Genomic DNA, 23,143 nt, shown 5'->3' with positions numbered 1-23,143 from the left:
TATGAAAATCAGAGCGCAAATCGGCATGGTGCTGAACCTGGACAAGTGCATCGGCTGCCACACCTGTTCCGTCACGTGCAAGAACGTATGGACCAGCCGCGACGGCGTCGAGTACGCGTGGTTCAACAACGTTGAAACCAAGCCGGGCATCGGCTATCCGAAGCAGTGGGAAAACCAGGACAAGTGGAATGGCGGCTGGCGCCGCACGGACTCTGGCAAGATCGAGCCGCGCCAGGGCAGCCGTCTGAAAATCCTGGCGAACATCTTCGCCAACCCGAACCTGCCCGCCATCGACGAGTACTACGAGCCGTTCACCTACGACTACGAACACCTGCAAAGCGCACCGCTGTCGCAGACGCCGCCGACGGCCCGTCCCATCTCCGTGCTGACGGGGAAAAAGATGGAGAAGATCGAGTGGGGCCCGAACTGGGAAGATGACCTGGGCGGCGAATTCGCCCAGCGCAGCAAGGATAAACTGTTCGACAACATGCAGAAGGAGATGTACGGCACCTTCGAAAACACCTTCATGATGTATCTGCCGCGCCTGTGCGAGCATTGCCTCAATCCGACGTGCGTGGCGTCGTGCCCGTCCGGCTCCGTGTACAAGCGCGAGGATGACGGCATCGTGCTGATCGACCAGGACAAGTGCCGCGGCTGGCGCATGTGCATCTCCGGTTGCCCGTACAAGAAGATTTACTACAATTGGTCGTCCGGCAAGGCGGAGAAGTGCACGTTCTGCTTCCCCCGCATCGAAGCGGGCCAGCCTACCGTGTGCTCGGAAACGTGCGTGGGCCGCATCCGCTACCTGGGCGTGCTGCTGTACGACGCCGACAGGATCGAAGCGGCTGCCTCCGTGCCGCAGGAGCAGGACCTGTACCAGGCGCAGCTCGGCCTGTTCCTCGATCCGCACGACCCGGCCATCATCGCCGAGGCGCGCCGCCAGGGCATCCCCGACCTGTGGCTCGATGCGGCCGTCAAGTCGCCCGTCTACAAGATGGCCGTCGAGTGGAAGGTGGCGTTCCCGCTGCATCCCGAATACCGCACCTTGCCGATGGTGTGGTACGTGCCGCCCCTGTCGCCGATCCAGGCGGCCGCCGAATCGGGCAAGCTGGGCGTGAACGGCATGCTGCCGGATACGCAAAGCCTGCGCATTCCCGTGCAGTACCTGGCCAATCTGCTGACGGCCGGCGACCAGCCGCCCATCGTCTCGGCGCTGGACCGCATGCTGGCCATGCGCGCCTACATGCGCAGCAAGACGGTGGAAAAGGTGGAAAACCTGACCGTGTTGAAGCAGGTGGGATTGACCCAGGCGCAGGTGGAGGACATGTACCACATCATGGCCATCGCCAACTACGAAGACCGCTTCGTCATCCCCAGCAGCCACAAGGAAATGGCGGAGGACAGCTTCAACGAGAAGGGCAGCTGCGGCTTCAGCTTCGGCAATGGCTGCTCGGACGGGGGCAGCGAGCCTACCTTGTTCGGCAAGAAAAAACACGGTTCGGCCATCTTCATGCAGATGCCGAAGTCGCGCAAAACGGCGCCAGGCGCTTAAGGAGCTCATATGGAACACGCTATGCATCACTACCAAGTCCTTTCTCGCCTGCTGCTGTATCCCGAGCCCGAGCTGATCGCGCACCTGCCGCAACTGGACGCGGCGCTGGCGGCCGTGCCGCAGCAGCACGCGCTGCTGCAGCCCTTGCTGGCGCACCTGGAAAGCAGCAGCCTGATCGACCTGCAGCAGCAGTACGTGGCCACCTTCGACCGCAATCCGTCGCACTCGCTGCATCTGTTCGAGCATATCCACGGCGAATCGCGCGACCGGGGCCAGGCCATGGTCGACCTGATGGAGGAATACAAGCGCCACGGCCTGCAGATGGTGGGCGACGACTTGCCCGACTTCGTGCCCCTGTTCCTGGAATTCCTGGCGCAGCTCGACGAGGCGGCTTCGGCGCCGCTGCTGGGCGACGCCGTCCACGTGCTGGCGCACATCGGCCGCAAGCTGACGGCCAACGGCAGCCCGTACGCGCCCGTCTTCACCTTGCTCGAACGCCTGAGTCCCGTGGCGGCCGAAATGCTGGCCGAACCGCCGGTGCGCGACATGGATGAAGCGCTGGAAACCTTCGGTCCCGGCGCGGACGGCGTCGAGCCGCTGCTGCGCCCGGGCCAGGGCACGGTCGCGGGCGGCGTCCACCCCGTGCATTTTCACCCGCAGCCGCGGCGCGCCGCCTGAGCGGCGTCCGGTATCCGCATGAAGAGGAGTACATCATGAGTCATTATCTGCATCAATTCGTCTACGGCATCTACCCGTACATCGCGCTGGCCATCTTTTTTCTCGGTAGCCTGATCCGTTTCGACCGCGAGCAATACACGTGGAAGTCCGATTCCAGCCAGCTGCTGCACCGCGGCAGCCTGCGCCTGGGCAATATTTTGTTCCACATCGGCATCATCGGCCTGCTGTTCGGCCATGCGGCCGGGCTGCTCACGCCCGTCTGGGTGTGGGATACCCTGGGCGTGTCGCATGGCCTGAAACAGGGCGTGGCCATGGCGGCCGGCGGCGTGATGGGCAGCCTGTGCCTGGCCGGCATCCTGATCCTGCTGGTGCGCCGCTTTGCCAACGAGCGGCTGCGCGCCGTCACCACGGCCGGCGACAAGCTGGTGATGGTGTGGATCCTGCTGACCTTGCTGCTGGGCCTGTCGTCGATCTTCGTGTCGGCCTCGCACATGGATGGCCACATGATGGTCTTGCTGATGCAATGGGCGCAGCACATCGTCACGTTCCGCGCCGATGCGGCCAGCTTCATCGTCGATGCGCCGCTGGTCTTCAAGCTGCACCTGTTCATGGGCATGTCGCTGTTCGTCATCTTCCCGTTCACCCGCCTGGTGCACGTGTGGAGCGGCTTTGGCGCCATCGGCTACCTGGGCCGCGCCTATCAGTTGGTGCGCCGCCGTTAAAAAACGCCATGAAAAATCTACTGCGCGTAGCGATTTGCGGCCTGCGATGCTCACTGTGCATGCGCACAGCTGCGCTTCTCAGCCGCAACGCATCTCCGCTCGTGACGATTTTTCAGGCTATTTATGGAAGGAAAGTAAGATGGGAATCTCCGTCAATGGCATCGATATCGACGATGCCGACATCGCCCGCGAACTGCCGCATCACGACGGTGCCGGCAATCCGCTGAAACAGGCCGTGCATGAACTGGTGCTGCGCCGGCTGCTGCTGGACGAGGCGCAGCGCCTGGGCGTGCAGGGCGGCAGCGACGACGACCGCATCGAGGCGCTGTTTGCGCAGGAAGTGCGCGTGCCGCCCGCCGACGATGCGGCGTGCCGCACCTTTTATGCGCAGCGCCCGCAGCTGTTTAGCAGCGGCGCGCTGGTCGAGGCGCGCCACATCCTGTTCCAGGTGACGCCGGAAGCGCCCCTGGAGCTGCTGCGGGCCACGGCGCAAGCCGTGCTCGATGCATTGAAGCTGGCGCCCGAGCGCTTCGGCGAACTGGCGGCGCAGTACTCGAACTGTCCGTCGGGCGCCCTGGGCGGCAACCTGGGCCAGCTGTCGCCGGGCCAGAGCGTGCCCGAGTTCGACGCGCTGCTGTTCCGCCTGGAAGCGGGCGCGCTGGCCGGCCATCTGCTGGAAACGCGCTTCGGCTACCACATCGTGCAAGTGCTGCGCCGGGTCGAAGGCCAGGCCATCGCCTACGAGGCGGTGCAGGCGCAGATCGCCGACCGCCTGTCGCGCGCCGCGTGGCAGCGCGCCGTGCACCAGTATCTGCACTTGCTGGTGGGCCGCGCCGAGATCGCCGGCATCGCGCTGGAAGGCACAGCCAGTCCGTTGGTTCAGTAAGTAGAAATGCGTAGACCGAAAGGCGTAGGCCGCTAGGCCTTCTGGGGCACAGCCAGATCGTGCCCCAGCCTTTACAATCAAGGAAGAAACAGGAGTAGCGTCATGGGTAGCGTCAAGTTGCAGGACCGTTTTGGCCGTGCTATCGATTATGTGCGGCTGTCCGTCACCGACCGCTGCGATTTGCGCTGCAGCTATTGCATGCCCAAAGGCTTTCGCGGCTTCGAAGAGCCGAAGGACTGGCTGACGTTCGACGAGATCGAGCGCCTGCTGGGTATTTTTGTCCGCCTGGGCACGCGCCGCGTGCGCCTGACGGGCGGCGAGCCCCTGTTGCGGCGCAAGCTGCCGGAGCTGGCGCAGCGGCTGTCCGCGCTGCCCGGCCTGCAGGACCTGTCGCTGTCGACCAACGCCACGCAGCTGGGCAAGCATGCCGCGGCCCTGCGCGCGGCGGGCGTGGACCGCATCAATGTCAGCCTGGACTCGCTGGACCGCGCCTGCATGCAGCAGATCACGGGGCGCGACAGCTTGCAGCCCATCCTCGACGGCCTGATGGCGGGCAAGGCGGCCGGCTTCGACCCGATCAAGATCAATATGGTGGCCATGCGCGGCATCAATGACGGCCAGATCGAGGCCATGGCCGCGTTCTGCATCGAGCAGCAATTCATCCTGCGCCTGATTGAAGCCATGCCCATGGGCAGCACGGGCCGCAATGCCTGCTACATGCCGCTGAGCCCCGTGCGCGAGCGCCTGGCGGCCCGCTTTGGCCTGGTGCCGCAGGCAGCAGAACTGGGCGGCGGGCCGGCGCGCTACATGGCGAGCCGGGATGGACGCGCGAGCATCGGTTTTATTACGCCCATGTCGCAGCATTTTTGCGCCACCTGCAACCGCGTGCGCCTGTCCGTCGATGGTACCCTGTATCTGTGCCTGGGCCAGGAAGAGAAATTCGCCTTCGGCCCCATGCTGCGCGGCGGGGCCACGGATGCGGAGATCGAGGCGGCGATCCGCGCCGCCATCGAACTCAAGCCGCAGCAGCACGATTTCAATACGCAGCCGGACAAGATAGTGCGCTTCATGGCGCAGACCGGTGGATGAATGGCGGTGTCAATGCCGGGGTCTGACCCGCCGGGTCTGACCCCGGATCTTGGCTTGTGGGTGGAACGATGTCGCTGACTTGACGGCATAGGAACCACAAACAGGCATTTATTAGGGGCGGTATGAAATTCAAGGCGATGTTTTCCTCCTGGCAGAAGCTGTCGACCAAGATCGTCGGCGCGCTGCTGCTCATGCTCGTGCTGGCCCTGAGCGCCATCGGCTGCACCCTGTTCCTGTCGTGGCAGCTCGAGGGCAGCTCGGCCGCCATCAACGAGACGGGCCGGCTGCGCATGCAGACCTACCGTTTGACCCTGCTGATCGCCAGCGACGCGCGCGAGCAGGCGCGCCAGCAGGCGCTGCTCATCGACGAAACCCTGGCCAAGATCGGCCACGGCGACCCGCAGCGTCCTTTGTTCCTGCCCCCCAGCACGGCCATCAAGTGGGAATTCGAGCGCATCGGCGCCGCCTGGCGCGGCGCCTTGCGCCCGGCCGCGCTGGCCGCCGATTCCACCGCGCGCGCGCGCCAGTTCGAGCATGACGCCGACACCTTCGTCGGCCAGGTGGACCAGCTGGTGCGCCTGATCGAGCACGATAGCGAACAGCGCACCTTCTGGCTGCGCGCCTCGCAGCTGATCCTGGTGGGCATGGCCGTCATCGGCACCGTCAGCATGATTTACCTGATGTTCATGCTCATCATCGAGCCCGTGACACGCCTGCGCCTGGGCATGCAGCGCATGAAGGAGCGCGATTTCAGCGTGCGCCTGGCCGTGGAAAGCAATGACGAATTCGGCCAGCTGGCCAGCGGCTTCAACCAGATGGCCGACCGCCTGCAGGCGCTGTACGGCAACCTGGAGGAGGGCGTGCGCAGCAAGACGGCCACCCTGGAGTACCGCAACCGCGAACTGGCGCTGCTGTACGAAAGCGCCGCCTTTTTGCAGCGCCCGCAGCCGTTGGAAGATATCTGCGGCGGTTTCATGCAGCGCATCGTCGATTATTTCGAGGCGGACGGCTCCACCGTGCGCGTGCTCGACGCGGAGCGGGGCAACCTGCACATGGTGGTGCACCACGGCCTGTCGGAGGAACTGGTGGCGTCCGAGCATTGCCTGAAGGTGGGCGACTGCCTGTGCGGCACGGCCGTCGAGATGAAGGTGGCGAAGGTGCACGACATGCGCCGCATCGACAAGGCGCACGAGCTGCGCTGCCACCGCGAGGGCTTTGCCACCGTCTCCGTGTTCCAGATCCACGCGCACGAACAGCACCTGGGCTTTTTCAACCTGCATTTCCGCCTGGCCCGCGTGTTTTCCGCGCGCGAGCTGGCCTTGCTGGAAACCCTGGGCCAGCTGCTGGGCATTGCGCTGGAAAACCTGCGCCTGGCCGCGCGAGAACGCGAAATGGCCGTCTCCGAAGAGCGCAACCTGGTGGCGCAGGGTCTGCACGACAGCATTGCGCAAAGCCTCAATTTCCTCAACCTGCAGGTGCAGATGCTGGACGACTCCGTGCGCCATGCCCGTTTCGAGGAAGTGGCGGGCATCGTGCCGGCCCTGCACGCGGGCGTGAAGGAAAGCTATGAAGACGTGCGCGAGCTGCTGGCCAACTTCCGCAGCCGCCTGATGGAGGACGACCTGATCGGCTCGCTGCGCGCGGCGCTGGACAAGTTCCGCCGCCAGACCGGCATCGATGCGGAGCTGCTGGCCGACGTCGACGGCGCGCCATTCCCCCGCGAGCAGCAATTGCAGCTATTATTCATCGTGCAGGAAGCGCTGTCGAACATCCGCAAGCACGCCCAGGCCAGCCATGTCGAGGTGCGCCTGGCCGACCACCAGGATTTCACCCTGACGATCAGCGACAACGGCGTGGGCTTCGATGCCGCGGCCGTGCTGGAAAAGGGCGACAGCCATGTCGGCATCCACATCATGCGCGAGCGCGCGCAGCGCATCGAGGCCACGTTCGACCTGCACGCCTGTCCCGGCGGCGGCACCACGGTCGAACTGCACCTGTCGCGCGAGCAGCGCCGCGCCGCCTAAGCAACTACCTGAAAGTATAAAAATGGAGACTCCCGTCAAACCGATCACCGTCATGCTGGTGGACGACCACGCGCTGTTCCGCAGCGGCATACGTTCGCTGCTGCAGCGGCATACCGATTTTTCCGTCGTGGGCGAGGCGGCCGACGGCGTGGAAGGCATCAAGCGCGCCATCCAGCTGCAGCCCGACGTGGTGCTGCTGGACCTGAACATGGCCGGCATGTCGGGCGTGGAAGCGCTGCAGCTGATGCAGCACGACTGTCCCGACACGGCCATCGTCATGCTGACCGTCTCGGAAGACGCGGAAGACCTGGCGACGGCCCTGCGCGCGGGCGCCTGCGGCTACCTGATCAAGAATATCGACGCCGACTACCTGGTGCGCGCCATCCGCCGCGCGGCCGCCGGCGAAGTGGTCATCGCCGAGGCGATGACGGGCAAGCTGGTGGCGCAGCTGCAGGCGGGCACGCGGCGCGAGGAGCCCGTGTCGGAACTCGACAAGCTGACGCCGCGCGAAAAGGAAATCATCGACTGCCTGTCGCGCGGCGAGAGCAACAAGGGCATCGCGCGCACCCTCGACCTGGCCGAAAGCACGGTCAAGATCCACGTGCAGAACGTGCTGAAAAAACTCAACCTCACCAGCCGCGTGCAGGCGGCCGTGTACGCGGTCGAGCACCGCCAGGGCAAGTAGCCAGGCAGATGGGACCTGAGCCGCCGAGCCAGGCCCTGCACCCGCTTCCCTGTATCCGTCTAGTCCTTTTTGCCGATGGTGATATCTGTACTTTTAAAGTAGTATGTTGAATATATCTTTAAAAGCGAGTCCATCATGGCCGTCACTCCCGTCAGCGAACCATCCACCCGGGCTGCGTCCTCCGGCGCCGCCCCCTGGCATGCCCGTCACGCCGTCTGGCAACTGGGCTTCCGCCCGTTCTACCTGCTGGCGGCCGTGTTTGCGGCCATCAGCATCCCCCTGTGGCTGGCCAGCTATGCGGGCCTGCTGACGGGCGGCCCGCAGGTGGGGCTGGGCTGGCATATGCACGAGATGGTGTTCGGCTTTGCGCTGGCCGTCGTCGTGGGATTCTTATACACGGCGGGGCGCAACTGGACGGGCTTGCCCACGCCGCACGGCGCCTTGCTGATGGCGCTGGCGGGCCTGTGGCTGGCGGGGCGCGTCGCCATGCTGTGCGGGCCTGGCTTCGTGGCGGCGCTGCTCGAGTGGCTGTTCGTGCCGCTGGCCGCCTGGCCCCTGTACAGGGTGCTGCGCCGCTCGGGCAACACGCGCAACCTGTTCCTCGTCGGCCTGCTGGCCTTGCTGGCGCTGGCCAACGGCCTGTTCCACGCGGCCGTGCTGGGCTGGCTGCCGCTGTCGCTGTTCGTGCCCGTGCAGGCGGCCATCTTCATCATCGTGCTGATCGAGTCGGTGATCGGCGCGCGCGTGATCCCCATGTTTACCCGCAATGGCGCGCCGGGCAGCACGCCCGTGGCCAGTCCGAAGCGGGCGCTGGCCGCCGTGGCCTGCATGGCGGCAGCCGCCATCGCGTGGCTGGCCGGTGCGCCGGCCTGGCTGACGGCGCCGCTGGCCATCTGCGCTGCCGGCGCGTCGCTGGCCAATCTGCTGGCCTGGCAGCCGCAGCGCACCATGCGCGTGCCCCTGCTGTGGATCTTGCACCTGTCGTATGCGTGGATAGGCGTGGGCTTTGCGCTGCTGGCGCTGGCCAGCCTGGACCTGCTGCCGGCCAGCGCCGCATTTCACGCGCTGACGGTGGGCTCGATGGCGGGCCTGATCATCGGCATGATGACGCGCACCACCCTGGGCCACACGGGCCGTCCGCTCAAGGCGGGCAGGGCGGAAGCGGCGATGTACTGGCTGATACAACTGGGGGCGCTGGCGCGCCTGCTGGCGGCCATCGGTCCCGCCTCGCTGGTGCCGCCGTTCCTGCTGGCGGCAGGGCTGTGCTGGACCCTGGCCTTTATCCTGTATGCGCTCGTGTACGCGCCCTATCTGTGGCGCGCCAGGGTGGATGGGCGCGAAGGCTGATGCGCCTCAGGCGCGCCACCAGAGCAGCAGTTTTTTGATATCGGGTATCCAGTAGGACAGCGATTCGCCGACGATAAAGATCAGCATGCCCAGCATGAGGGCTTTCAGCAGCAGATCACGGCACCAGATCATCTCATTCCCCAAATTTGAATAGATGTAATTTTAACACTTGCTCACGGGAATTTGTTGTTCCTGCGGGGCGGGTGCTGCATACTCGGCCATGCCACGTCGTACTTCCGCTTCCACCTGGGCCAGCATGTGCATGGTGTCGTCGAGCCATTCCGGCGCGGGCCGTTCCTGCCGGCGCGCCAGTTGTTCCAGCGCCGTCAGGCGCGCCACCAGTGCCGTGGCGCCCAGCAGCGCCACGCTGCCGCGCAAGTCATGGCTGCTGTGCACGATGGCTTGCGGCGCGCCGCTGCGCACGGCCTGCGCCAGGTGCGCGAGCATGGCGGGCGCCATATCGAGATACGTCTGGCACAGCGAGCGGAACAGCGGCAAGTCCTGGCAGGCGGCGCGCAGCAGCTGGGGCGGGTCGATGTGGCGGTATGGCTGCATGGCGTCAGGCGGGCGCGCCGCGCCGCGCGTGGGTCGCGCAGCAGGCCCGCAGGTAGCCGCGCAGTTCGTCGTAGTTGACGGGCTTGGCAAAGAAGACCACGCCCGGCGGCACGCCGCCACGCGCATCGAGTTCTTCCGGCGACAGGCTCGACAGCATGGCGATATGCATGTCGGCCAGCAGCGGGTCGTCCAGGATGGTGCGTATCACTTCGTAGCCGTCGATGCCGTCCATGATGATATCTGCCAGCAAGATGTCGGGTTGGTCACGGGCAATTTCCATCAATGCCTGGTAGCCATTTTCGCAAAAGCGCAGGCTTACCTGCAAGCCCCAGGACGTGATCTGCTTTTGATACAGCGCACGTTCCATGGGATTATCCTCGATCACCAGGATGGAGGCGGGAAGCATGGCGCCCGCCTGCCTGGCAGGGCGTGGCGCGCGCGTATCCTGACTATGTTGTGCGTAGTTACTCTTGTAGGCATGCACCGCTGCAAGGGGAATGCGCCGGTGGCCGCCCTTGGTCTTCCACGCCTCGATCACGCCTGCCTCCACCAGCTGCTGCACGGAAGTGACGGAAATGCCGAGGATTTCGGCGGCTTTTTGCGTGGTACAGACGTCGGCTGCTTGCATGGGGGATCATGGTCGGTAGGGATGAAGGCATCATACGCAGAGCTTGCTAGTAAATCAAATTAATCAAATCTGGCGAATCTGCTTCAGGGCAGGCTCTCTGCCCCCCTGCGCCGCTCCGCACGCCACTGCGGCTGCTGCAGCTGCGTAACGGCGCTCGACAGCACCTCCAGCGCCACCAGCAGGTCCGCATGCAGGGACCGCTGGGCCTCGATGTCATTGCTGAAGCTGGCATGGACGGCCGCGCCCGACAGGCGCCTGAGCGGCACCAGTCCCAGGGCCGTGCTGGCGTCGAATATCTCTTGCGCCAGCACGCGGGCCGGGGCAGTGCGGCCGCAGCGCAGCGCATGCGCGATGCCGGCCAGGCGGTCGCGCGTCTCGGCCACGAACAGGGCCAGGATTTCGCCCTGCACCACGCGGTCTTCGCCAAACAGGGCATCGAGACGGGCTTGCTCGAAGGGTGGCGTGCGCCGCTCGGGGCCGGCGGGCATGGGGGGCACGGCGCGTTCGCCGCTGGCTGGCGCCGCCGCGGGGGCGGCACTGCGCGCCTGCAACACTTCAAACAGGCCGGCAGCGTCCGCTTCGCAGCCCTTGCGCCGGGGCCGGCGCGGATGCCGCCACAGCAGGGCAGCCAGCAGCAGCAACAAGCCCGTCAAAGCCAGGCCCGGCCGTACGAGCGTCATGCCGTCGCTGCGGGCCAGCAGGTAGGTGTAGATGAAGGCGCTCATGGCAGCGGCTGCCAATGGCGGGGGCGGCGGATGGGGGCATGCGGCATGGTGGAACTCCTGTTCAATACGTCCGGCTGCGGTTTTCTTGCAGCTTGAGAAACGTTTTTAACAAAAATCACGATTAACGCATTTTAAATCAATATTTATTTTATTTGGGAAATTTGTTTTTGCGGCAGGCGGACGCGCCTGGGATGTGGGCCCGAAAAGCAACACGGCAAAAATATTGCGCTCTCGCGTGTGCCACGCTTTGCCAATTAGTGAAAAAATGCAATTTCCTTGATCGCCCTCAAATACGGCGCGCTGGCGCGTGCCGCCGATTGACTCTTGTAAAGGAGCATCATGACTGCCTCTGCCCGGCCTGGACCCTTGCTTACCATCACCGCAGTCATTTTCATCTTGCTGGGCCTGGCGCTTGCCGGCGGCGGCGCCTGGCTCATCAGCCTTGGCGGCTCCTGGTATTACGTCGTGGCGGGTATCGGCATGATAGTTGCCGGCGCGCTCGTGTGGAAAGGGCGGCGCAGCGCCCAGCTGTTTCTCGCGCTGCTGCTGTTTGCCACCCTGATCTGGTCCGTCATCGAAGTGAAGTTCGACTGGTGGCAATTGCTGCCGCGCCTCGATATCTGGTTCGCCGCCGCCGTCTGGCTGCTGCTGCCGTTCATCGACCGCCGCCTCGATCCGCCGTTGGCCGCCGGGACGAAACCGCGCGACGCGGGCAAGAGCGCCTTGCTTGCCGCCGTGGTGCTGACGGCCGCCGTGGGCGTGTTCTCGCTGTTCCAGGATTACTACACCCTGCACGGCGAAGTACCGGCGGAAAACATGGCTGCCGCGCCGCAAGGCGACTACGCGCCGGGCGTGGTGCCCAACGACTGGGCCGCGTACGGGCGTTCCGGCTATGGCGACCGCTACGCGCCGGCCGCGCAGATCACGCCGGCCAACGCCTCGCAGCTGAAACAGGCGTGGGTGTACAACACGGGCGACTTCAAGGGGCCGAGCGACCCGGGCGAGATCGCCAACGAAGTCACGCCGCTGAAGGTCAACGGCATGCTGTACCTGTGCACGCCCCATAACATCGTCATCGCGCTGGACCCGGACACGGGCAAGGAACTGTGGCGCCACGATCCGAAGATCAACCGCGACGCCTCCAGCTACCAGCACATGATCTGCCGCGGCGTGGCCTACTGGGACGTCAACGCGGGCCGCGCCAAGGACAATCCGCTGCCGGAAGCGGCCAGCATGGAGTGTCCGCGCCGCATCTTCGCGCCCACCATGGATGCGACCCTGATCGCCGTCAATGCCGACACGGGCGAGGCGTGCAAAAGCTTTGGCGAAAATGGCGTGATCGGCCTGTATCACGGCATGGGCATGAAGAAGCGGGGCTTTTTGATGCCCACCTCGCCGCCAGCCGTGGCGCAGAACGTGGTGGTGATGGCTGCCAGCGTGACCGATAACTTTTCCACGGAAGAGCCGTCGGGCGTGATCCGCGGCTACGATCCCGTCACCGGCAAGCTGATGTGGAACTGGGATGCGTCGAATCCGGACGACACGGCGCCTATCGCCGATGGCAAGACCTACACGAACAATTCGCCCAATTCCTGGGGCGTGTCCAGCGTGGATGAAAAGCTGGGCATGGTGTACATCCCGATGGGCAATGAAACCCCCGATACCTGGGGCGGCAATCGCAATCCCCATGGCGAGAAATACAATAGCGCCATCGTGGCGCTGGACTTGGCGACGGGCAAGGTGCGCTGGGTCTACCAGACCGTGCACCACGATATCTGGGACATGGATATCGGCGGCCAGCCCACCCTGGTCGACATCGATACGCCGAAAGGCAAGGTACCCTCCGTGGTGGCCACCACCAAGCGGGGCGATATCTACGTGATCGACCGCCGCGACGGCAGCCTGGTGGTGCCGGCGCCGGAAAAACCCGTGCCGACGGCCAATGCCGCCCCCGGCGACAAGTTGTCGCCCACGCAGCCGTTCTCGGCCCTGACTTTCCTGCCCGAGAAAAACATCAGCGAAACGGATATGTGGGGCACGACGCCGTTCGACCAGCTGGCGTGCCGCATCATCTTCCGCCAGCACCGCTATGAAGGGCCGTTCACGCCGCAAACGGTGGCCGAAGGCAAGATCAAGGGCGCCATCATCTCGCCGGGCCCGCTGGGCATCTTCGAGTGGGGCGGGGCGGCCGTCGATCCGGGCCGGCAATTGCTGCTGGTCAATCCCGACTATATGGGCTTTCTGGAACGCCTGGTGCCGCGCGCGCAAGCCAATGCGCCGGGCGGCACGGGCACGGAAATGGGCTTGCAGCCGCAGACGGGCGTGCCGTTTGCCGTGGAAATCAAGCCTTTCCTGTCGCCGCTGGGCTTCCCATGCCAGGCGCCGCCTTGGGGCTATATCGCCGCCGTCGACTTGCGCACCATGAAGAAAGTGTGGATGCACAAGAACGGCACCACGCGCGACAGCGCTCCCGTGCCCATCGCCTTGCCGCTGGGCGTGCCCAGCCTGGGCGGTATCAGCACCACGGGCGGCGGCGTGGCCTTCCTCAGCAGCACGCTCGACTACTACATCCGCGGCTACGACGTGCGCAACGGCAAGACCGTGTGGAAAGCCCGCCTGCCGGCCGGCGGCCAGGCTACGCCGATGAGCTATGTCTCCGACAAGACGGGCAAGCAATATGTGGTGGTGATGGCTGGCGGCCATGGCTCGCTGGGCACGAAGATGGGCGATAGCCTGGTGGCGTTTGCCTTGCCGGACGAGGCGGTGAAGGAGGCGGGGAAAGGGAAGTAAGCAAGTCCGGTGCGGCACTGTCAATTGACGGTGCCGCACATTGTATCGGCGAGCGTTTCTGGGATTAATTGACGCTGCAGGTTTTTATATTTGCATGTTGCTTGTGGGGATGCCATTTGTTAGACTGCAACTCGGTATTTCACTTTAAATAATGTGTGAATGATTTCAATGACAAAGAAACGGCTTTCCGCAATAACAGCAATTCTCCTTTCCTTGATCGCCTGTTCTCCCAAAGCGCCTGATGCCAATACGCAGGCCGCGGCAAATAGCAGCCCTGTTGCCGATGCTGCGGAAGTCAAGCCGGAAAGTCCATGGTATTACTTCACCAACGAAGATAAAATGAGCGGCGATATGGTCTACTTTGCCAATGTGCATAGTAGTAATACTGTCGATTTTGCTTTCCCGTATAACGGTGAGCAGACTGCCAGTCTGACGCTGACGAGTGATAGCCGGCCGAAGAAGAGTGTGATGTTCTCGATCGAGAAGGGCCAGATATTGTGCCAATCCTATCAGGATTGCCTGGTACAGGTGAGATTCGACGACAGTCCGCCGGGTTATTACAAGGCCGTTGGCTCCTCTGATCAAAGCACGACAACGATCCATTTTCGCGATGGAGATAAATTTTTCAAGGAATTGCAAAAGGCAAAAAGACTGCGCATTTCAGCGGAAATGTATCAGGAAGGATCGCCTGTATTTGAATTTGATGTAGGCACATTCGATCTGAAAAAATTCTTGCCCAAGAAATAAATTCAAATAAAGTTGTTTTCTGATGAAAGGCGTTGTCCGCAAGCTTGTTGCGGACAACGCTTCTTTTATTGCGCCGCCAATCCCAGCTTCAGTCCCACCAGCTTGCCCGGTGCGGCCTGCGTTTTTTCCGGCGCGCCCGCGCTGACCCTGGCTGCCGGCGTGCCGTCCTGCTGCAATGCCGCCAGAATCGCTGCGCTGCGCTGGCTGCCCAGCTTGCTCAAGGCATCGGCAGGCAGCGGTTGCTTCGCTTCCAGCTGCTCGCGCAAGCCGTTGTAGAAGGCGCCCGTATCGGCCACTTGCGGTTCGCCTTCGATCAGCTTGCCCAGGCGCTGCCAGACAGGAATCTTGGCTGCTGCCGCAGCGGATGCGCTGGCCGACGAGGCTGCCGCGGCCGCAGGCGCTGCCGACTCCGCCGCCTTTTTCTGCTTGTCCAGCTCGGCCTTGCCGAAGCGTTCGCCATACAGGTCGCGCAGGGCGCCCCGTACCTTGCGTTCGCCCAAGTTCAACGGTCCCGGTTCCTCTCCCGCTTCCAGCTTGATGCCGGCCTTGGCGGCCACGGCGCGGCGCACGGCCTGGGCCCGCAGGGCGGCCGCATCCGTGTCGCTGTACTGGCCCGGCACGGCCAGCTTCAGCTGTTCGCGCTTGGCGAGGATTTGCGCCACTTGCTTGAGCTTTTCCCGTTCCGGCGGCAGCAGCACGGCGCTGCCCGCATCGAAGTCGATGGCTTCGAGCTTGTCGGCGCTGATGCCCAGCAGGTTGCCCAGCGCGCGGAATGGCGCCGTGACGATTTTCGTCAGCACATTGCCCACGGCTTTCCAGATCAGGGCGCCATAGCTGAACTGCGGGTCGTTCATGTCGCCCGACACGGGCAAGCCCAGGTCGATGCGCCCGTCGCTATCCTTGAGGATGGCCAGCGCCAGTTCCAGCGGCAGCTTCAAGGCGTCCGGGCTGTCGATGCGCTCGCCCAGGGTCAGCTTGTCGAGCACGATCTGGTTGGTGCCGTCGAGCTGGCGGTTGCGCACCTTGTATTGCAAGTCCAGCGAAATCTTGCCTTCAGCCACTTTGTACCCGGCAAACTTCATCGTGTACGGCGAGGCGGACACCATGTCGACGTTCTTGAACACCACGTTCAAATCCGTATTGTCCGTGGGTGCGAACGGATTTAATTGTCCCCGCACGCGGGCCAGGCCGAACTCGTCGATGCGGCCGTCCAGTTCGATCTGGCTGCGCGCATCGCGTTTCGTCGACAGGCCCGTGACGACGCCATTGAGTTCATAGATCTTGGCGGCAAACTGGGGCCGCAAGCTGAGGTCGGCAAAGTCCAGCTTGGCATTCTGCAGGCGCACGCGGCGCACGCGCACGGGGAAGGCGGCGTCGGCAGCTGGCGAGGCGGCGGCCGATGGCGCGGGAGCAGGGGCGGTGGCCGGCTCGGGCGCTTTCACCAGCAGGCGCTGCGCGTTCAGGCTGCGGTCGTTTTCGATGATCAGCTGGGCGTTCGGTTCCACCACGCGCAGTTCGGGAATGTCGACGAAATCGGGGCCCACGCTGGCCGTCAGCTTGTCGGCGCGCACGCTTTTCCACGAGGCAAAGCGCTTGCCATCCGTTTCATTGAGCACGAGGCCCGCGATGTCGACGCTGCCTACATAGCGCACTTTTGGTACCTTCGGCGCGCCGCCGCCCGTCGTCAGGCGGCCGCTGCCGGAGAGCGCGCCGCCCGCCAGCTTCAGTTTCAGATGCTGCGCCAGCAAGGGCTGCACGGGCGCCAGGGTCAGCTGTTTCAAGTTCAATTGCGCATCCACGGCGCCCGTGCCCGGCACGAACTTGCCGTTGGCAGTGAGCAAGCCGCCTTCGCGCAATCCCACGCCCAGCTCGAACGGCAGCGCCGGCCGCATATCGTTGCTGACGTTTTGCAGGGACAATCTAGCATCTTGCAGATTGCCCTTGATGCCGGTGCCCGCATCGTCGAAACGGGCGCCGAACTTGCTCAGTTCTACCTTGTCTATCTTGGTGGACCAGGACGCGGCTGGCGCATCCTTGTCCGCATCAGCCTTGCCGGAGGCAAACACGGGCAGCTTTTGCGCAATCGCAAAATCGCCCTGGCGGTTGCGCGCCAGGTCGATCTGCGCGCCACTGGCCGTCACGGCGCCCAGGTGCACGCTGCGCGCCGCCAGGTCGATCTTGCCTTCCGTGAAACCCAACTGGGCCAGCTTGAACGGCGTTTGCGCGCCCCGCTGCATGGCCAGGTCGGCCAGGCTGAAGTTGGCGCCGTCGATCACGGTGGCCATGCCCGATGGGCCTTGCTGCAAGGCCAGTTGCAAGTTCAGCTGCAGCTGCCGGGCGCTCAGTTGCAGCGCCGGCGAGACGGTTTCATCGATGGCGGACAGGTCCACATTGGCCAGGGCCACCTGCTTCAAGTCCACCTTCCACTTGCCCGGCTTGGCCGGGGCGGCGGGGGTGGCAGGAGCAGCGGTGGCGGGTGCGGGATTGCCCGGCAACATCAGGTTCGCCACGTCGATCTCGCCCCTGGCATCGCGGCGCACGGCCAGCTTGCCGCCGTACAGATTGACTTTATCCACGGTGACGCTCTGGCGTGCCAGGTCGGCGTTGACGCCGGCAATGCCCAGGGTGCTCAGCGACGTGAAGGCTTCGCCTTTTCCATCACGTAGCAGCGCCAGGTCGCGCAAGGCCAGGCCGGCGCCCTTGAGCGTGGCTTCCAGCTTGCCATCCGCATAGGAAAAGGCATAGGGCAGGCGTGCCGACAGCTTGCCGCTGGTTACCGTGGCGCGCGTGTAGGCTTTCAGGTAGGCGGCCAGGCCGGGCAGGGATGCATCGTTCAGTATCAGTTCGCCTTCGCCCCGGATCGGACTGAGCGAGGCCGTGCCGCGCCAGTGCAGCTTGCCGCCGCGCGCCGCATCGGCGCTGAGGCTGTAGCTGCCGTTGGCGTCGGGCAGGGTCGAGATGTTATCGAGCGTAAAGTTGATCGGCGTGAAGTTGTCCGCATAGCCCGCCTTCTGGTCTTGCCAGTCCACTTTGCCTTGCTCCAGCGCAAAGTGAGCGATGATCAGGCGCGGCATGCCGCCGTCGCTTTTTTCCGGGTGCTTGCGTTGCCAGGTGGCCAGCACTTCGGCCAGGTTGAACTTGCCGTCCGGTGTAATGGTCAGCTGCGCTTGCGGCGCCGTGATGCGGATTTCCGCCAGGCTCCAGGCGCGGCGCACGATGGATTTCCATTCCAGCTGCACGGCCAGCGCGCCGATGGACAGCAGCGGCGCGCCCGCGCTGGTCTTGTCATCTGCGCTGGCCGCTTCCCTCAAGGCGATCTGGTCTGCTTCCAGGCGCAAGGTAAACGGGTTGAAGCGCACGTCCGCAATGCTGGCCTGGCGCGCGAGTTCTTTTTCGGCAAATTTGGGTAACTGGTTTTTGATGACGTAGGGCACCAGCCAGAAGCCGGCCGCACTGTAGGCGGCCAGGGCACAGCCTGTGCCCAGGGCCCAGCGCTGCCAGCGTTTCCAGCGAAATGTTTTCGTCTGCACGCTTTTGTTGTCGATTGTGTTCACGAACTGACCTTTTAATCTTGTTGGGCGGCACATCTTGCACGCCGTGACTGTCAGTATGCCTCTTTGCGGCCTCGTCTGCAAAATCCAAACGTGTTCATGTGATAACAGGCCACCCGGCAGACTGTTTCTTTGTTGAAAACTTGCATATTCTCACCAATTATCACTTATTCATTGCGAATGATTCTCGTTACGGATATCATGCCGCGTAACTTGGAGTTTCCTTTTATCACTATTTTTCTGTTGAAAGCCCGGTCTTTATGCGCGCAACTTTTCCTTCCTTGCAACTACTTCCAGTGGCAGCGGCCTTGTCACTGGCCTTCGCTTCCCACGCGGCCAGCGCCGCCAACGGGGCCAATGGCCAGGATGACCTGACGGCTGGCGATGAGAAAGTCATGCAGGCCGTGCAGGTGACGGGCGCGCGCGCGCAAGGCCTGGTGCCCACCACCACGGAGGCGGGCAGTTTCCGTGGCGCCAACATCATGGACGTGCCATCGACCGTCAACGTGATCACGCGCGAGTTGCTGGAACAGCAAGCCGTGTCCGGCCTGTACGATGCCGTGCGCAACACAGCCGGCGTGACGCGCCAGCAAAACGGCGGCGAAACCTGGGATCAATTGGTGATACGCGGCATCGCCGTGGAAAACCGCACGAATTACCGCCTGAACGGCTCCATGCCCATCATGAACTTCTCGCAAGTGCCCATGGAAAACAAGGAGCGGGTGGAAGTGCTGAAGGGCGCCTCGGCCCTGTACTACGGTTTTACCTCGCCAGCCGGGGTGGTCAACTTCGTCACCAAGCGGGCCGGCAGCAAGCCCGTCACCAGCATGGGCTTGAGCCTCGATGACCGGGGCAGTGCCGTGGCCAATATCGACCTGGGCCGCCGCTTCGGCGCGGAACAGGAATTCGGCGTGCGCATCAACGCCGCTGGCGGCACCCTGGGTTCCTACCTGGATAAGGTGGGCAACGGCAACCGCAGCTTCGTGTCCGCCGCGCTGGACTGGCGCGTGACGAACAAGCTGCTGCTGAAAGCGGACCTGGAATACGACCGCCGCCGGGTGACGGAGCAGGCGGGCGTGGCCTTGCCCACGGCCGTGAAGGGCGTGATCACCTTGCCGCGCGCCGTCGATCCGCGCAAACTGATCGGCCCGGACTGGTCGAACTTCGAAGCGCAGACGAAAAACGCGCAATTGCGCGCCGACTACGCCATCACGGATGGCTGGGCCCTGACGGTCGAGGCTGGCCACTCGGAAACGGCGCGCGACCGCCGCCTGGCCATCTTCCGCCTGAACAATGCGGCCGCCGTGGAAACGGGGGCGGGCCGCATCACGGGCAATATGCAGCACCATGTAACGGCGTCGGACCTGCTGCGCGCGGAACTGGCGGGCAATTTCAACACGGGCTTCATCGCCCATGAACTGACCCTGGGCGCCTCGCGCACGGACAAGTCGCAAGATCCTATCTACCAGAGCAACTACACGATCGCCGCGCAAAACCTGTACAACCCCGTGCCCGTGACGAATGTCGTGTTCGGTCCCAAGCCCACCACGCCCACGACGGCGGCGCTGGACACGCGCGACACGGGCCTGTATGCGCTCGACCGCATGGTCTTCAACCCGCAATGGCAAAGCGTCATCGGCGTGCGCCGCACCAGCTATCAAAGCGACCAGGGCGCCAGCCACTACGACGTCAGCAAGACGACGCCCATGGTGTCGCTGGTCTACAAGCTGACGCCGGCCATCTCGTTCTATGCCTCGTCGGCACGGGGCCTGGAAGAGGGTGAAACGGGCCCGACGGGCACCGTCAACCAGAACGTCAAGATGGCGCCCGGCGTCAGTAAACAAAAGGAACTGGGCGCGCGCTGGCTGACGCCGGGCGGCACCCTGGTGTCGGCCGCGCTGTTCGACATCACGCGTCCCGGCTACTACACCAACAGCAGCAATGTGTTCACCTCGGATGGCGAGCAGCGCTACCGTGGCCTCGAACTGTCGACCCAGGGCAAGCTGACGCGCCAGCTGTCGTGGCAGACGTCGGCCCAGTTCCTCGACCCGAAATTCGAGCACATCAACGCCGACTACAACGGCAAGGCGCCGGAAAACGCTTCCAAGCGCACGGGCAGCGCCTTCCTCGCCTACGCGTTCGACGCCGTGCCGGGCCTGTCCGTCAATGGCGGCGCGTATTACTACAGCGCCCGTCCCGTCAACGACCTGAACCAGGCATTCCTCGGCGGCGTGACCTTGTTCAGCGCCGGCGCCCGCTATGCGAGCACGGTCATGCACAAGGCCGTCGTGTGGCAGCTGAACGTGGAAAACGCAGCGGACAAGCGCTACTGGGCTGGCGCCGGGACGCGCCTGGCATCGGGTGCGCCGCGCGCCATCAAGCTGAGCATGAAGGTGGATCTGTGATGCGCCCGCTCAACACCTTGCTGGCGGCGGTCCTGCTGGCGGGAACGATGCACGTGCAGGCGGCGGAGCCTGCCTCCGGCAAGCAAGTGCTGCTGGTGGTGCGCCTGGAAGGCAAGAGCCTGCCTTTCGATCAGAAAATCAAGGAACACCTGGAATCGCGCGGCTATGCCGTCACCGTGCACAGCCAGTATGCGCCCGTGTCCGGCGCGCAAGGCAAGGACCTGGTGATCCTGTCGTCCACCATCCGCGGGCGCGACTTGCTGGGCGCTTACCGCAACGTCACGGTGCCCGTGCTGACGTGGGAAAACGACCTGTATGACGACATGTCGATGACGGGCAAGCGGGCCGGCGTGGACTACGGCACGGTGGAAAAATCGCGCTATGTGTGGCTGGTCAACGCACCGCACGCGCTGGCGGGCGGCTTGCCGGCCGGCACGGTAGATATTTATCAAAAACAATCGACCATGAGCTGGGGCAAGCCGGGCCTGGGCGCCACGACGATTGCCACCATCTATGGCGAGCCGGAAAAAGCCGCGATCTTCGGTTATGAAAAGGGCGCCACCATGGATTATGAAAGCCTGGCGCCCGCGCGCCGGGTCAGCTTCTTCCTCGACAATGAAACGTTTACGAATCTGTCGCCGGCCGGCCTGCGCCTGTTCGACGCGGCCGTGGACTGGGCCAGCGATGGCAAATAGCCCATCCTTGCCGCTGGCCGCGCTGATGCTGGCCATGTCCGCATCTGCAACTGCGGCGACCGCAGCCACGCTCGATCCCGCCTTGCCCGCCTACGTGCCGCAGGCCGTCAAGGTGCCGGCCACGGCCGGCTATCTGGACCGCAGGACGGGCGCGGCCATGATAGGCGGCGCCGAACACGTGGCCGCCGCCGTGGGCCAATGGAATGCCCTGTTTGCGGCCAGCCATCCGGGCATCGTGCTCGGTTTCGAAGGCAAGGGCACGAGCAGCGCCGTGCCGCTATTGATGCACGACAAGGTGCTGTTCGGCGCCATGGGCCGTGCCATCAATGCCATTGAACTGGTGCCATACCGCAAGATCGTGGGACGCGACGCGCTGGAAATCCGCATCGCGCACACGGCGTCCACGCCGGACGGCAGCTTGGCCACGTCCCTGGCAGTGTACGTGAACCGGGCCAATCCCCTGACGCAGCTGACGGCGGCGCAAGTGTCGCAAATCCTGTCGGTTGGCAACCCCGGTGGCGATGTCAGCCGCTGGGGACAGCTGGGCTTGAGCGGCGAATGGCGCGAGCGCGCGATCCACCCCTACGGCACAGCTGCCTGGACGGGCTTTGGCGATTACTTGCAGCGCGAACATTTCCAGGGCAGGGCGCTGGCACCCAATCACGAAGAACTGGCCAATACGGCCGCCATCACGGGCCGCATCGCGCAAGACCCGGCCGGCATCGGCGTGGCCGCGCTCGGCGTGCGGCACCCGCAACTGCGCCAGCTGGCCATCGTGGGCGCGGATGGCCAGCCGGCGACGGGCACGGACGAGGAAGTGGTATCCGGCCGCTACCCGTACGGCCGCTACGTGTATCTGTATGTGCGCCGCTTGCCGGGCCAGGCCGTCGATCCGCTGGCAAAGGAATACCTGCGCCTGGTGCTGTCGCACGAAGGACAGGCGATCATCGCCGCGCAGCCCGGCGGCTATCTGCCCCTGACGGCCGCGCAAGCCAAGGCTGAACTGGAGAAACTCGAATGACGCTGTTGAACAAGACCGCGCTGGCCGCTTGCTGCGTGCTGGCGGCCGCCGTGCAGGCAGCGCCCCTGGCCGTTGACCCGGCGCAAACCTATGTGAACCGTGACGGCACGGTGGCCATCGTCGGCAACGATGGCCTGGAAGAAGTGATTACGCAGTTGAATGCGTTGTTTACGCGCCAGCATCCGCAGGTGCGCTTCAGCTTGCGCATGGAAGGCTCGTCGGCCGGCATGCCCGCGCTGACGGCGGGCGCCACGGCCTTTGCGCCGCTGACGCGCGACATGTGGCCGGGCGACCAGGCTGCCTTCCGGCAAGTCTTTGGCTACGACGCCACGCCCGTGCGCATCGGCTACAACGGCCACGGTCCCCGTGCACCGGCCAAGACGCCGCCCGCCGTGTACGTGCACCGTGACAATCCCTTGGCGGGCTTGACGATGGAGCAGCTGGGCCAGGTATTCACGGCAGGCGCACCGAGAGGCGACGTCAACCTGTGGTCGCAGCTGGGCGCGACAGGCGACTGGGCGCCGCGCCGCATCCACGCCTACGGCTTGCGCGACGATGGCGGCTTCGCCACGGGCTTGCGCCATGCGCGTTTCGGCAAGCGTCCGTTTGCCGCCAGGTACGAAGCGCTGGCCTCGCGCGAAGCCGTGATCCGCGCCGTGGCCGCCGACCGCTACGGCATTGCCGTGCTGGGCTGGGTCAATGCGGCGCCCATCTCGGACCAGGTGCGCGTGCTGCCGCTGGCGGCGGCCCAGGGCGCGCCATATTACGGTCCCGACAAGGCGACCGTGCGCTCCGGCAATTACCCGCTGACCATGCCCGTGCAGCTGTATGTGAACCGCGCGCCGGGCAAGGGGCTCGATCCGCTGGTGAAAGCGTATCTGCAGCTGGCCCTGTCGCCGCAGGGACAAGCGATCATTCTGGCCCAGCAGGATAGCGAAGAGGGCTATTTGCCGCTCAGCGAACGGGATTTGCAGGCCGAGCTCAAGAAACTGGACGCTTTGTAAAGTTTCTTTGACCGCATGGCTGGCTGCAGGGCAGGGCGG

General features: G+C 64.5%; 19 protein-coding genes. 14 read left to right on the top strand and 5 right to left on the bottom strand.

Going from position 1 to position 23,143, the window contains the following annotated elements; all coding sequences use genetic code 11:
* Window position 1 precedes the first annotated feature (1 nt).
* The 8 genes from narH to GCN74_RS14510 all read left to right on the top strand — a co-directional run bounded on the left by narH (window position 2) and on the right by GCN74_RS14510 (window position 8,983).
* Window positions 2-1,552 (top strand): nitrate reductase subunit beta, encoded by a 1,551-nt coding sequence (gene narH, locus GCN74_RS14545; protein ID WP_152257341.1) that lies wholly within the window; start codon window positions 2-4, stop codon window positions 1,550-1,552.
* 21 nt (window positions 1,553-1,573) lie between these two features.
* A complete protein-coding gene (narJ, locus tag GCN74_RS14540) occupies window positions 1,574-2,230 on the top strand; it encodes a nitrate reductase molybdenum cofactor assembly chaperone (protein WP_152257340.1) in 657 nt (218 codons plus the stop codon).
* A gap of 35 nt (window positions 2,231-2,265) precedes the next feature.
* Window positions 2,266-2,952 (top strand): respiratory nitrate reductase subunit gamma, encoded by a 687-nt coding sequence (gene narI, locus GCN74_RS14535; protein ID WP_152257339.1) that lies wholly within the window; start codon window positions 2,266-2,268, stop codon window positions 2,950-2,952.
* 139 nt (window positions 2,953-3,091) lie between these two features.
* Window positions 3,092-3,838: a peptidylprolyl isomerase gene (locus GCN74_RS14530; protein ID WP_152257338.1), complete on the top strand. Its 747-nt coding sequence runs from the start codon at window positions 3,092-3,094 to the stop codon at window positions 3,836-3,838.
* Window positions 3,839-3,940: 102 nt separating this feature from the next.
* Window positions 3,941-4,927, top strand: coding sequence for a GTP 3',8-cyclase MoaA (gene moaA, locus GCN74_RS14525; RefSeq protein WP_152257337.1), 987 nt, complete (start codon window positions 3,941-3,943; stop codon window positions 4,925-4,927).
* 122 nt (window positions 4,928-5,049) lie between these two features.
* Window positions 5,050-6,951 carry a type IV pili methyl-accepting chemotaxis transducer N-terminal domain-containing protein gene (locus tag GCN74_RS14520; RefSeq protein WP_152257336.1) on the top strand — a complete coding sequence of 634 codons (1,902 nt, stop codon included), beginning with the start codon at window positions 5,050-5,052 and terminating at the stop codon, window positions 6,949-6,951.
* Between the two features lie 22 nt (window positions 6,952-6,973).
* Window positions 6,974-7,636 carry a response regulator gene (locus GCN74_RS14515; protein ID WP_071323820.1) on the top strand — a complete coding sequence of 221 codons (663 nt, stop codon included), beginning with the start codon at window positions 6,974-6,976 and terminating at the stop codon, window positions 7,634-7,636.
* 135 nt (window positions 7,637-7,771) lie between these two features.
* Entirely contained in the window at window positions 7,772-8,983 is a 1,212-nt protein-coding gene (locus tag GCN74_RS14510; RefSeq protein WP_152257335.1) for an NnrS family protein, read from the top strand.
* A gap of 6 nt (window positions 8,984-8,989) precedes the next feature.
* Here GCN74_RS14510 and GCN74_RS29545 read toward each other — a convergent pair whose 3' ends face one another.
* The 4 genes from GCN74_RS29545 to GCN74_RS14495 all read right to left on the bottom strand — a co-directional run bounded on the left by GCN74_RS29545 (window position 8,990) and on the right by GCN74_RS14495 (window position 10,891).
* The gene (locus GCN74_RS29545; protein WP_264372888.1) at window positions 8,990-9,115 is read right to left on the bottom strand and encodes a hypothetical protein; all 126 of its coding nucleotides are present in this window, start codon (window positions 9,113-9,115) and stop codon (window positions 8,990-8,992) included.
* Window positions 9,116-9,145: 30 nt separating this feature from the next.
* Complete coding sequence (locus GCN74_RS14505) at window positions 9,146-9,538, bottom strand: Hpt domain-containing protein (RefSeq protein WP_193317085.1); 393 nt, start codon at window positions 9,536-9,538, stop codon at window positions 9,146-9,148.
* 4 nt (window positions 9,539-9,542) lie between these two features.
* On the bottom strand, window positions 9,543-10,166 hold the full coding sequence (locus tag GCN74_RS14500; protein WP_152257333.1) for a response regulator: 624 nt from the start codon (window positions 10,164-10,166) through the stop codon (window positions 9,543-9,545).
* Window positions 10,167-10,249: 83 nt separating this feature from the next.
* Window positions 10,250-10,891, bottom strand: coding sequence for a hypothetical protein (locus GCN74_RS14495; protein WP_152257332.1), 642 nt, complete (start codon window positions 10,889-10,891; stop codon window positions 10,250-10,252).
* 339 nt (window positions 10,892-11,230) lie between these two features.
* Between GCN74_RS14495 and GCN74_RS14490 the strand changes: the two genes are divergently transcribed.
* Window positions 11,231-13,681, top strand: coding sequence for a membrane-bound PQQ-dependent dehydrogenase, glucose/quinate/shikimate family (locus tag GCN74_RS14490; RefSeq protein WP_152257331.1), 2,451 nt, complete (start codon window positions 11,231-11,233; stop codon window positions 13,679-13,681).
* A gap of 168 nt (window positions 13,682-13,849) precedes the next feature.
* Window positions 13,850-14,428, top strand: coding sequence for a hypothetical protein (locus GCN74_RS14485; RefSeq protein WP_152257330.1), 579 nt, complete (start codon window positions 13,850-13,852; stop codon window positions 14,426-14,428).
* 65 nt (window positions 14,429-14,493) lie between these two features.
* On the opposite strand, the gene GCN74_RS14480 is transcribed toward GCN74_RS14485, so the two are convergent.
* Window positions 14,494-17,982, bottom strand: a complete 3,489-nt coding sequence (locus tag GCN74_RS14480) for a DUF748 domain-containing protein (protein ID WP_226939045.1) — start codon at window positions 17,980-17,982, stop codon at window positions 14,494-14,496.
* Between the two features lie 257 nt (window positions 17,983-18,239).
* Between GCN74_RS14480 and GCN74_RS14475 the strand changes: the two genes are divergently transcribed.
* From GCN74_RS14475 to GCN74_RS14460, 4 genes are read left to right on the top strand one after another with little or no spacing between them, the layout of a single operon-like run.
* Window positions 18,240-20,384 (top strand): TonB-dependent siderophore receptor, encoded by a 2,145-nt coding sequence (locus tag GCN74_RS14475; RefSeq protein WP_152257328.1) that lies wholly within the window; start codon window positions 18,240-18,242, stop codon window positions 20,382-20,384.
* Window positions 20,384-21,079 carry a hypothetical protein gene (locus GCN74_RS14470; protein ID WP_152257327.1) on the top strand — a complete coding sequence of 232 codons (696 nt, stop codon included), beginning with the start codon at window positions 20,384-20,386 and terminating at the stop codon, window positions 21,077-21,079. The genes GCN74_RS14475 and GCN74_RS14470 overlap by 1 nt, the downstream gene beginning before the upstream one ends.
* Entirely contained in the window at window positions 21,069-22,100 is a 1,032-nt protein-coding gene (locus GCN74_RS14465) for a PstS family phosphate ABC transporter substrate-binding protein (RefSeq protein ID WP_152257326.1), read from the top strand. The genes GCN74_RS14470 and GCN74_RS14465 overlap by 11 nt, the downstream gene beginning before the upstream one ends.
* Window positions 22,097-23,104, top strand: coding sequence for a PstS family phosphate ABC transporter substrate-binding protein (locus tag GCN74_RS14460; protein ID WP_152257325.1), 1,008 nt, complete (start codon window positions 22,097-22,099; stop codon window positions 23,102-23,104). The genes GCN74_RS14465 and GCN74_RS14460 overlap by 4 nt, the downstream gene beginning before the upstream one ends.
* Window positions 23,105-23,143 lie beyond the last annotated feature (39 nt).

The organism is Janthinobacterium sp. FT14W (genome assembly GCF_009208755.1).
In the GTDB taxonomy this organism is placed as follows: Bacteria; Pseudomonadota; Gammaproteobacteria; order Burkholderiales; family Burkholderiaceae_D; genus Janthinobacterium; species Janthinobacterium violaceinigrum.
The sequence above is the reverse complement of the archived record's forward strand: the minus strand, read 5'-3'. Positions and strand labels throughout refer to the sequence as shown.

What these genes read in the sequence shown, in the direction of transcription:
- narH (WP_152257341.1), top strand. Translation starts at nt 2, where the DNA reads ATGAAAATCAGAGCGCAAATCGGCATGGTGCTGAACCTGGACAAGTGC.
- GCN74_RS14470 (WP_152257327.1), top strand. Translation starts at nt 20,384, where the DNA reads ATGCGCCCGCTCAACACCTTGCTGGCGGCGGTCCTGCTGGCGGGAACG.
- GCN74_RS14495 (WP_152257332.1), bottom strand. Translation starts at nt 10,891, where the DNA reads ATGAGCGCCTTCATCTACACCTACCTGCTGGCCCGCAGCGACGGCATG.
- GCN74_RS14475 (WP_152257328.1), top strand. Translation starts at nt 18,240, where the DNA reads ATGCGCGCAACTTTTCCTTCCTTGCAACTACTTCCAGTGGCAGCGGCC.
- GCN74_RS14460 (WP_152257325.1), top strand. Translation starts at nt 22,097, where the DNA reads ATGACGCTGTTGAACAAGACCGCGCTGGCCGCTTGCTGCGTGCTGGCG.
- GCN74_RS14505 (WP_193317085.1), bottom strand. Translation starts at nt 9,538, where the DNA reads ATGCAGCCATACCGCCACATCGACCCGCCCCAGCTGCTGCGCGCCGCC.
- narJ (WP_152257340.1), top strand. Translation starts at nt 1,574, where the DNA reads ATGCATCACTACCAAGTCCTTTCTCGCCTGCTGCTGTATCCCGAGCCC.
- GCN74_RS14485 (WP_152257330.1), top strand. Translation starts at nt 13,850, where the DNA reads ATGACAAAGAAACGGCTTTCCGCAATAACAGCAATTCTCCTTTCCTTG.
- GCN74_RS14510 (WP_152257335.1), top strand. Translation starts at nt 7,772, where the DNA reads ATGGCCGTCACTCCCGTCAGCGAACCATCCACCCGGGCTGCGTCCTCC.
- GCN74_RS14520 (WP_152257336.1), top strand. Translation starts at nt 5,050, where the DNA reads ATGAAATTCAAGGCGATGTTTTCCTCCTGGCAGAAGCTGTCGACCAAG.
- moaA (WP_152257337.1), top strand. Translation starts at nt 3,941, where the DNA reads ATGGGTAGCGTCAAGTTGCAGGACCGTTTTGGCCGTGCTATCGATTAT.
- narI (WP_152257339.1), top strand. Translation starts at nt 2,266, where the DNA reads ATGAGTCATTATCTGCATCAATTCGTCTACGGCATCTACCCGTACATC.
- GCN74_RS29545 (WP_264372888.1), bottom strand. Translation starts at nt 9,115, where the DNA reads ATGATCTGGTGCCGTGATCTGCTGCTGAAAGCCCTCATGCTGGGCATG.
- GCN74_RS14500 (WP_152257333.1), bottom strand. Translation starts at nt 10,166, where the DNA reads ATGCAAGCAGCCGACGTCTGTACCACGCAAAAAGCCGCCGAAATCCTC.
- GCN74_RS14490 (WP_152257331.1), top strand. Translation starts at nt 11,231, where the DNA reads ATGACTGCCTCTGCCCGGCCTGGACCCTTGCTTACCATCACCGCAGTC.
- GCN74_RS14530 (WP_152257338.1), top strand. Translation starts at nt 3,092, where the DNA reads ATGGGAATCTCCGTCAATGGCATCGATATCGACGATGCCGACATCGCC.
- GCN74_RS14515 (WP_071323820.1), top strand. Translation starts at nt 6,974, where the DNA reads ATGGAGACTCCCGTCAAACCGATCACCGTCATGCTGGTGGACGACCAC.
- GCN74_RS14465 (WP_152257326.1), top strand. Translation starts at nt 21,069, where the DNA reads ATGGCAAATAGCCCATCCTTGCCGCTGGCCGCGCTGATGCTGGCCATG.